This is a genomic window from Streptomyces beijiangensis (assembly GCF_017315755.1).
Lineage (GTDB): Bacteria > Actinomycetota > Actinomycetes > Streptomycetales > Streptomycetaceae > Streptomyces > Streptomyces beijiangensis.
Genome location: NZ_JAFLRJ010000698.1, coordinates 1 through 8,084, shown reverse-complemented (window position 1 = coordinate 8,084; position 8,084 = coordinate 1). Strand labels below are relative to the sequence as shown.

Annotated in this window: 8 protein-coding genes; 4 read left to right on the top strand and 4 right to left on the bottom strand. The window is 71.4% G+C overall.

Annotation, left to right across the window (positions count from 1 at the left end):
* A partial coding sequence (locus J0695_RS38445; protein ID WP_242553720.1) for an alpha-amylase family glycosyl hydrolase occupies nucleotides 1-1,137 on the bottom strand: 1,137 nt, incomplete at its 3' end.
* A gap of 96 nt (nucleotides 1,138-1,233) precedes the next feature.
* Between J0695_RS38445 and J0695_RS38440 the strand changes: the two genes are divergently transcribed.
* Entirely contained in the window at nucleotides 1,234-2,586 is a 1,353-nt protein-coding gene (locus J0695_RS38440) for a GH1 family beta-glucosidase (protein WP_206969486.1), read from the top strand.
* Nucleotides 2,587-2,597: 11 nt separating this feature from the next.
* Here J0695_RS38440 and J0695_RS38435 read toward each other — a convergent pair whose 3' ends face one another.
* A complete protein-coding gene (locus tag J0695_RS38435) occupies nucleotides 2,598-3,503 on the bottom strand; it encodes a GNAT family N-acetyltransferase (RefSeq protein ID WP_372445904.1) in 906 nt (301 codons plus the stop codon).
* A 165-nt stretch (nucleotides 3,504-3,668) separates the two neighbouring features.
* Between J0695_RS38435 and J0695_RS38430 the strand changes: the two genes are divergently transcribed.
* Nucleotides 3,669-4,217, top strand: coding sequence for a DUF1707 and FHA domain-containing protein (locus J0695_RS38430; RefSeq protein WP_206969484.1), 549 nt, complete (start codon nucleotides 3,669-3,671; stop codon nucleotides 4,215-4,217).
* Between the two features lie 28 nt (nucleotides 4,218-4,245).
* The gene (locus J0695_RS38425; protein WP_206969483.1) at nucleotides 4,246-4,719 is read left to right on the top strand and encodes a GNAT family N-acetyltransferase; all 474 of its coding nucleotides are present in this window, start codon (nucleotides 4,246-4,248) and stop codon (nucleotides 4,717-4,719) included.
* A 155-nt stretch (nucleotides 4,720-4,874) separates the two neighbouring features.
* Here J0695_RS38425 and J0695_RS38420 read toward each other — a convergent pair whose 3' ends face one another.
* Together J0695_RS38420 and J0695_RS38415 are read right to left on the bottom strand one after the other, a co-directional pair.
* Nucleotides 4,875-5,822, bottom strand: a complete 948-nt coding sequence (locus tag J0695_RS38420) for a MurR/RpiR family transcriptional regulator (protein ID WP_206969482.1) — start codon at nucleotides 5,820-5,822, stop codon at nucleotides 4,875-4,877.
* Nucleotides 5,823-5,891: 69 nt separating this feature from the next.
* Complete coding sequence (locus tag J0695_RS38415; RefSeq protein ID WP_206969480.1) at nucleotides 5,892-6,965, bottom strand: serine hydrolase domain-containing protein; 1,074 nt, start codon at nucleotides 6,963-6,965, stop codon at nucleotides 5,892-5,894.
* A 149-nt stretch (nucleotides 6,966-7,114) separates the two neighbouring features.
* Here J0695_RS38415 and J0695_RS38410 point away from each other — a divergent pair, with 149 nt between their 5' ends.
* A complete protein-coding gene (locus tag J0695_RS38410) occupies nucleotides 7,115-8,044 on the top strand; it encodes a GNAT family N-acetyltransferase (protein ID WP_206969478.1) in 930 nt (309 codons plus the stop codon).
* Nucleotides 8,045-8,084 lie beyond the last annotated feature (40 nt).

Below are 8,084 nucleotides of genomic sequence, written 5' to 3'. Positions count from 1 at the left end.
GTGGTGCGGGGGACGGGGCGTCCGTGGTGGCGGCCCCGGAAGGTCGAGTACGTACCGTCGTGGAAGAAGGTGTGGGTGAGAGTCTTGGCGAGGGCGGCGAGGGGCGCGCGGGCGAAGTCCTCGTAGTAGCCCTGGGACTCGCCGGTGAGCGCGGTGTGCAGGGCGTGGTGGAAGTCGTCGTTCCACTGGGCGTGCAGGCCGAGTCCGCCCGCCTCGCGNNCGCGCTCGCGCCGCCAGCCGGACGGGCCCGACGGGCTCAGCGCCGTACTCGACCACTCCGCCCACGCCTGGCAGCAGGACTGGCCCGGCCGCCCACTGCCCGGCGCGGTCCTCTACGAGCTGCACATCGGTACGTACACGAGCGAGGGCGTGCACCGCGTCCAGGCGCAGTCCGTCGATGCGGTAGTCGCGCAGCCAGGACAGGGCGCTCTCGCGCAGATAGGTGCGTACCTCGTCGGAGCCGGGGGCGTCCAGATTGACGGCGGAGCCCCAGGGGGTGTGATGGGTGTCGGTGAAGTACGGGCCGAAGAGCGGCAGATAGTTGCCGGAGGGGCCGAGGTGGTTGTGGACCACGTCCAGGACGACGCCCAGGCCGTGCGCGTGCGCCGCGTCGACGAAGCGCTTCAGGCCTTCGGGGCCGCCGTACGGCTCGTGGACCGCCCAGAGGGAGACGCCCTCGTAACCCCAGCCGTGCCGGCCGGGGAAGGGGCAGACCGGCATCAGTTCGATGTGCGTGATGCCCAAGTCGCGCAGGTGGCCGAGGCGTTGGGCTGCCGCATCGAAGGTGCCCTCGCTCGTGTACGTACCGATGTGCAGCTCGTAGAGGACCGCGCCGGGCAGTGGGCGGCCGGGCCAGTCCTGCTGCCAGGCGTGGGCGGAGTGGTCGAGTACGGCGCTGAGCCCGTCGGGCCCGTCCGGCTGGCGGCGCGAGCGCGGGTCGGGGAGCACCTGTGGGCTATCGCCGGACCCGGACCCGGACCCGGACCCGAGCGCGAATCCGTACCGCGTGCCGTCGTCGGCCTCGGCCCGCGCCAGCCACCAGCCGGGGCGCCCGGGGTCCCGTTCCATCGGTTCCGTACGGTCGGCCACATGGAGCGTGACCTGTTCCGCCTCTGGTGCCCATACGTCGAACAGCATTTCTGGCTCCTCCCCCGGGGACAGGCCTCCCATGCTCTGCGGAAGATGCGATCAAGGTCTAGAGGTTGGGCATAACTGGCGATTAAGGTCCGGGACATGACGCGTGAGCCATTGCCTACGTTCCCGCCCGGCTTCCTCTGGGGAGCGTCCGCCTCCGCTTTCCAGACCGAGGGCGCGCCCGCCGCCGACGGCAAGGGCCCGTCGGGCTGGGACCGGTTCGCGGCCGAGCCAGGACGGATCAAGGACGGCTCCGACGCCTCGCGCGGCACCGGATTCCACGACCGCTACCGCGAGGACGTCGCCCTGCTCGCCGGGCTCGGCGCGGACGCGTTCCGCTTCTCGGTGAGCTGGCCGCGCGTCGTCCCGGGCGGAAGCGGCGCGGTCAACACGGCCGGGCTCGACTTCTACGACCGTCTGGTCGACGAGCTGTGCGCGCAAGGGATCACGCCCGCACCGACCCTCTACCACTGGGACACCCCGGCGGAGCTGGATGACGCGGGCGGCTGGCTGCGGCGGGACACCGCGTACCGGTTCGCCGAGTACGCGGCGGTCGTCGCCGAGCGGCTCGCCGACCGCGTGCCGATGTGGATCACCCTCAACGAGCCGGCCGAGGTGACCCTGCTCGGCTATGCGCTGGGCGAGCACGCCCCGGGCAGGAAGCTGCTCTTCGACGCACTGCCCGCCGCCCACCACCAGCTCCTGGCGCACGGTCTGTCCGTACAGGCGCTGCGGGCGGCCGGTGCGTCGAACATCGGGATCGCCGTCTCGCACACGCCCGTCTGGACGGCGGGGGAGAGCGAGGGGGACCGGTTCGGGGCCGAGTTGTACGACACGATCTCCAACTGGCTGTTCGCCGACCCGATCCTCACCGGCGCCTATCCCGACGAGAACTTCGCCGCCCTGATGCCGGGCCCGGTCGCCGACGACCTGAAGGTGATCTCGGCGCCCCTCGACTGGTACGGGGTCAACTACTACAACCCCACACTCGTCGGCGCCCCCGCCACCGAGGCACTCGACTCCTTCGCAGGCTTTGAGATGCCCGCCGAACTCCCCTTCGGGATAAGGGAGATCGAGGGTTACGCCAAGACCGACTTCGGCTGGCCGGTGGTCCCCGACGGTCTGCGCGAGATGCTGACCGCGCTCAGCGCGCGCTTCGGGGACCGGCTGCCGCCGCTCTACATCACCGAGAACGGCTGCAGTTACGACGGCGTGCACGACCGGGCCCGTATCGACTACCTCGACGGCCATCTGCGCGCGCTCCACACCGCCATGGCCGAGGGGGTCGACGTGCGCGGCTACTTCACCTGGTCGCTCACCGACAACTTCGAGTGGATCGAGGGCGTCAGCCGGCGCTTCGGTCTGGTCCATGTCGACCACGAGACGCTGGAGCGCACGCCGAAGGACTCCTACCGCTGGTACCGGGACGTCATCAGGGCCTCGCGGCGCTGACGCGCACGCGCTCAGACGAGGTGGATGCGCTCCTGGACGACCGGATGCCCGGCCTTCGTGAAGTTGGCGGCCATCGGGAAGTTGCCCTGGTCGGTGGCGCCGGCGACGGACTGCGCGCCCTGTTCGGCCAGGAAGTTGGTGCACTCCACCAGCAGGTCGTACGCATAGCCGTGGCCGCGCTGCTCCGGTACGACGCCGATGAAGCCCACGATCGGGACCGTCGTGTTGTACGCGGGGACCTGGATGCCCACCAGCTCGCCCGCCGGTGTGTACGCCAGCCGCAGCCACTCGCGCGGCGACGGCCACCAGTGGAAGTAGTCCAGCTCCTCCTGGGCCGCCCGGTCGATGCCCGACTCCTCGATCGCCTTGAGCGCATGGGCGTCGAGGGTCACGGAGTGGACCTTGCGCAGCACGTCGAGGACGACCTCGTCGTCGGGCTCGGGACGGAACTCCAGCCGTCCCGGCCGCTCGGGCAGCCCGGACGCGGGCGTCCACTCGTAACGGAACCGCTCGACCAGGACCTTCATCCCGGCGGCCTCGGCGGCCGCGATCCGCGCCTCGCCCGCTGTCCGTACCTCGGGGAGCTCGCGCCAGCCGGCGGGCAGGATCAGTTCGTACTCGAGGGAGTGCGGGGCGCGGCGCAGCAGTTCGGCCCCCGCCTCGTCCTCGCCCCCGGCGAAGTCGAAGAGGTTGAGCAGGATCGGTTCGGTGTCGTCGGGGCCGCCCCACCAGGCGGCCCGGGCGACGACCGTGCCGTCGCGCAGTGCGACCCAGCTCCACTCGGGGCGGTAGTCGCCGCCCTCGCGGAGGCTGGACCAGCCGACGCCCGTGATGACGCGGCCGACGAGGCCGGGGTCGTCGAGGCTGCGGAAGAGCCGGGCGTCGGCTTCGGTGTCGGCGAGGGCGCGGACGATCAGCTCCCCCGGGGCGTCGGAGGGGTGGGACGGGGTGGTAACTGCGGGCAAGTGAGCTCCTGAGTTGTGGGATGCCGGGCAGACCGTAACAGTCCGTGCTGGTCAGGGGGTACGGGATATCCGGGTTCTTCTGGACACTCCGGGCCGGTGGGCCTGACAATCTCCTGTGTGACGTCCTCCTTCGAGTTCCACACGTATCCCGCGCGGCTGACCGACGCCGAGCGCGACCGTGTCCTCGGCGTGCTCAAGGAGGGCGCGGCACAGGGCAGGCTGTCGCACGACACCTTCATGCGCCGGATGGAGCTGGCTCTCGCCGCCCGCAGATCCGACGAACTGGCGGCGCTCACCGCCGACCTGGAGACCGAGAGCCGCTGGTCACAGCGGTTGTTCGCGACGGTGGGCCGGATGTCGGCCTTCACCGTGCGGCTCCGCAGGACCTGGCAGGCCGAACGGCTGCCGAAGCTGCTGCTCCCCGAACCGGGACCGTACCCGCTGCGCATCGGCCGCGACCCGGCCAACGGGCTGCGCCTCAGTCACGAGACGGTCTCGCGCATCCACGCCGAGCTGACCGTGCAGGCCGGGATGTGGGTGCTGCGCGACCTCGGCTCCACCAACGGAACCACCGTCAACGGCCGCCGGGTCACCGGAGCGATCGTCGTGAACGACGGCGACTCGGTGAGCTTCGGCCGGATGAACTTCCGGCTGGCCTCGCGCTGACCTGGGGCGGGGCCGCATGATGGCGGCCATGACCGCCATTCCTTACGTACGCAGGGCGCGCCCCGCCGACCTGGCGCGCATCGGTGAGCTGATCGCCGAGCACGCCGCCTATGAGCAGGCCACCCCGCCGCCCGAGGGCTCTCTGGAGCGCCTGGGCGCGGCGCTGTTCGACCTTCCCGACGAGCCGCGGATCCGGTGCCTGGTCGCCGAGGGGCCCGAGGGCGAAATCGTCGGGTACGCCACCTGCGCACCGGAGTTCTCCACCTGGCAGGGGCGCGAGTATCTGCACATGGACTGCCTGTATCTGTGCCCGGGGCAGCGCGGACTCGGGCTGGGGGCGCGGCTGATGGAGGCCGTCGTCGCCGAGGCCCGGGCGCTGGGGATCGGCGAGGTGCAGTGGCAGACGCCCGAGTGGAACGAGGGTGCCATCCGTTTCTACGACCGGACCGGGGCCCGCTCCAGCCGCAAGCTGCGCTATTCCGTGACTGCTCCTCCCGTGTGAGGACGGGGGCCGGCCGATTTTCGTTGGAAATTTTCGGTAACAGTCAATGCAACGCAACTCAATGACGCGATATCTTTCGGCTGCCCCGCCGTGATGATCACCTGGTGATCCCCCGTTCGGTTCGCGGGGCTCGGGGGGAGAGCGGGGCGGGGCGGTCACTGCGGCGGACGCCGCCGGTGCACCGCGGTGTATGTGCGCTCCAGGGCGCGGGTGGTGCGGCTGTAGTTCCGCTGGGCCACCCCGACGAACAGGCAGTCCACCAGGGTCAGTGCGGCGATCCTGCTGGACATCGCGCCCGAGCGGAAAGTGGTCTCGCGTGCCGCGGTGGTCAGCACATGGTCGGCGACCTCCGCGATCGGCGAGCGCGGGAAGTTGGTGATGGCGATGGTGGTGGCGCCGTTGTCCGAGGCCTCGCGCAGTGCGGTGATCGTGCTGGTGGTGGCGCCGGTGTGCGAGATGCCGATCGCCAGGTCGCCCCGGCCGAGCAGTGCCGCCGAGGTCAGCGCGCCGTCCGCGTCGGGCCAGGCGGACACCCGGTGTCCGATCCGGTGCAGCTTCTGCTGGAGGTCGAGCGCGATCAGCGCGCTCGCGCCGACTCCGTACAGATCCACCGCACTTGCCCCGACCACCTCGTCGATGGCCCGCTCCAGGACCTTCAGATCGAGCTGGGCGACGGTGTCCTCGACCGCGCGGGCATCCGTGAAGCCCAGCTTGCCGACCAGGTCGGCCAGTGAGTCGCCGGGCCCGATGTCGCTGTCGGGGCCCGACCAGCTCGGACTGGACTCCTCGCCGCCGGACGCGGCGGCCAGCTTGATGCGCAGGTCCGGGTAACCCTTGAGGCCCACCGCCCGGCAGAACCGGACCACGGTCGTCTCGGACGTACTGCACTGGATCGCGAGTTCGCTGATCGTACGGCCCGCGACGCCGACCGGATCGGCGATCGCGGCCTCGGCGACCCGCTGCTCCGACGGAGGCAGCGAGGGCAGCAGGGCGCGGATCTGCACCAGCACCGACTGGGCCGGCGCGATGCGCTCTGCGGTCTGTCCTGCGGTGCGCCGGGAGGCGTCGCCGCCTCCGCGCTGTCGGTCACGTGCGGCAGCCATGTGGGAATCCTACGGGTTCGTTGGAATATGAGTGGCTGAGTAGCAGGGTTGGTTACGTGGTACGACCACTCAGTCGCGGTCGGCCTCCGCCCTGGCCACGGCCTCGTGCACGGCACGCCGCAGTCCCTTGGCACGGGCGCCCCGCCCGTAGTGCACGGCGTTGGTCAGCAGGACCACCCAGATCCCGCTGACCGGATCGAGCGCCAGGCTGGTGCCGGTGAAACCGGTGTGCCCTGCCCCGGTCGTCGGCCAGTACGGCGACATGTGGTCCCAGGTGTCGCCGGGCAGCGTCCAGCCCAGCCCCCGGGCGCCGTCGAGCCCCTTCGTCTGTGAGCTCAGCGCTTCCGTGCGCAGCCCTGAGGAGATCGGCGAGCTCTCGCTGAGCCAGCCCGCCCGCACATAACGGGCGAGGTCAGGTGCGGTGCCGAAGAGCCCGGCGTGCCCGGCGACCCCGCCCAGACTCTCGGCGTTCTCGTCGTGCACCACACCGCACTTGGGCTCACCGCCGGGCGGCGCTTCGGTCGCGGCGGTCACCGGCCGCCAGTCCGCGGGCGGCAGATAGCGGGTGGAGGCCAGGTCGAGGGGGTCGAGCACCAGCTCCCGTACAGCGGATTCGAGCGGCTGCCCCGCCACCGCGGCGACGATCTCGCCGAGCAGGATGAACCCCAGGTCGGAGTAGCGGACGACGGTCCCAACGGGGTGTTCCAGCGGCTCGGCGAGCACCGCGGCGAGGCGCTCGGGCGGCCCGCCGGGGAGCTGCCAGAAGTCCCGGTGCGGCGGCAGTCCCGAGGAGTGCGCCAGCAGGTGACGGATCGTCACCGCGTCCTTGCCCACTCCGGTGAAGGCCGGCAGATGGCGGCGCACCGGGTCGTCGAGCCGCAGCATCCCGCTGTCGGCGAGGCGCAGTACGGCGGGCGTGGTGGCCACCACCTTGGTCAGCGAGGCGAGGTCGAAGACGGTGTCCGCGGTGACCGGGCGGCCCGCGGGCCCCGCGGCCGTGGTGCCGACGGCGGTGATACGGGCGGGTCCATCCGCCCCGCGTCCGGTGATCAGGACGGCGCCCGGTACGACACCGTCCTGCACCGCGCTCCGTACAAGGGTCGCGGCGTCGGGGAGACCCGCGGGAATTTCAGGGGCGGTCATCGTGATGCTGCCTTCCGGTGAAGTGGAGGGAGGCGGGGGGCTGGCAGGCCGATCATCTCGCTGGTAATTTTCCACCGCAATACCGATTCAGAGCGTCATTGAATTACGAGCCGGTGTCCGCCCGGCAACAACCACCGAGGTGAGCAGGTATGACGAACCTTCCCGCGGTACACACCGCGACCGAGGACGACCTCCCCGCTCTGCGCTCCGTCGCCCGCGCGGCACTGGTCCACGACGACGACGCCCAGGACGTGTTCAACCTCCTCTGGGCACAGACCGCCGCCCGCCCGCAGTTGCGGATCATCGCCAGGCGCGAGGGCGACGGCGCGCCGGTCGGCGCAGCCCTCGCGGCACTCCGCCCCGCCACCGGGACCACCCCGGCCACCGGTCATATCGACCTGCTCGCCGTGCACCCCGACGCGCAGGGCATCGGCACAGGCCGCGCCCTGCTCACCCGCGCCGAGGAACTCCTGGCCGCCGCCGGGGCCAAGCGGCTGATGTTCCGCGGCAGGCCGCCGTACTACGCCTGGCCCGGCATCGACATCCGCTACACCCGCGCCGTCTGCCTCGCCGAGTCCAGTGGCTACACCCGCGGTCCCGAGGGCCTCAACATGAGCGTCGACCTGCGCACCGCACCGCTGGAGACCGCCGACGACGAGAAGCGCCTCGCCGCCGTGGGGGTGGGGATCCGCCGCCTCGCACCGGAGGACGAGAAATCGTTCCTCGCATGGATGGCGCAGTGGGGCGGCTCCTGGGACGGCGAGGCCGCACGCGCACTCTCCTACGACCCGCCGCGCGGCCATGTGGCCGTCCGCGAGACCGTCGACGGACAGGAGGCCTTCGTGGGCTTCGCCTGCCACGGCGTCAACCGCCGTTCCTGGTTCGGCCCGATGGGCACCGAATCCTCCGAGCGCGGACTGGGCGTCGGTACGGTACTGCTCCGCCGCTGTCTCGCCGACCAGCGCGAACTGGGCATCGAGGAGGCCGAGATCGGCTGGACCGCACCCATCCACTTCTACGCCCGCGCGGTGGACGCCCGACTGGGCCGGGTCTTCTGGACATATACGAAGACCGTCTGACCCCCCGCCCGCACCCTGAGAGGACCAGCCATGCCACCCG

Coding starts and splice junctions, on each gene's coding strand:
- J0695_RS38440 (WP_206969486.1), top strand. CDS start 1,234: ATGACGCGTGAGCCATTGCCTACGTTCCCGCCCGGCTTCCTCTGGGGA.
- J0695_RS38425 (WP_206969483.1), top strand. CDS start 4,246: ATGACCGCCATTCCTTACGTACGCAGGGCGCGCCCCGCCGACCTGGCG.
- J0695_RS38420 (WP_206969482.1), bottom strand. CDS start 5,822: ATGGCTGCCGCACGTGACCGACAGCGCGGAGGCGGCGACGCCTCCCGG.
- J0695_RS38415 (WP_206969480.1), bottom strand. CDS start 6,965: ATGACCGCCCCTGAAATTCCCGCGGGTCTCCCCGACGCCGCGACCCTT.
- J0695_RS38410 (WP_206969478.1), top strand. CDS start 7,115: ATGACGAACCTTCCCGCGGTACACACCGCGACCGAGGACGACCTCCCC.